Here is a 582-nt window from a genome sequence, read left to right as displayed (position 1 = left end):
GGCAGGAACAACAGCACCATAGTCGAAGCAAAAAGTGCAATCGCCAGCTCAGGACGCCACTGCGGCCACACCGGGAACAACTGCCGTGGTTGCAGGAAGTATTGCGGTTCGGTCAACGCATGCACTACCTGCAATGCAGTAGAGAGCGCGAGGAACATAAACCACAGCGGAGCGGAGAGATAAGACATCACGCCCGTCAGGAACACCGCACGGTGAACCGGGTGCATACCCTTCACCAGGAACAGACGGAAGTTCATCAGGTTACCGTGGCACCAGCGGCGGTCACGTTTTAGCTCATCAAGCAAGTTAGGCGGCAATTCTTCATAAGAACCCGGGAGATCGTAAGCAATCCAGACCCCCCAACCTGCACGGCGCATCAACGCCGCTTCCACGAAGTCATGTGACAGGATTGAACCGGCAAAGGAACCTTCGCCCGGCAGCGGAGCCAGTGCGCAGTGCTCGATAAACGGTTTCACGCGGATAATCGCGTTATGTCCCCAGTAGTGCGACTCGCCAAGTTGCCAGAAGTGCAAACCGGCTGTAAACAGTGGCCCATACACGCGGGTCGCGAACTGCTGACAG

Annotated in this window: 1 protein-coding gene; it reads right to left on the bottom strand. The window is 56.9% G+C overall.

Annotated elements, in window-relative coordinates; genetic code table 11:
* Positions 1-560: glycosyltransferase family 2 protein (locus ACLJN9_RS30525; RefSeq protein ID WP_410815156.1), on the bottom strand; the 560-nt coding region annotated here is incomplete at its 3' end.
* Positions 561-582: the final 22 nt, after the last annotated feature.

The sequence above is a fragment of the Micromonospora sp. 067-2 genome, assembly GCF_046549295.1.
Taxonomy (GTDB): Bacteria; Actinomycetota; Actinomycetes; order Mycobacteriales; family Micromonosporaceae; genus Micromonospora.
Note: the sequence above shows the minus strand (reverse complement) of the source record. Positions and strands in the feature narration are given on the sequence as shown.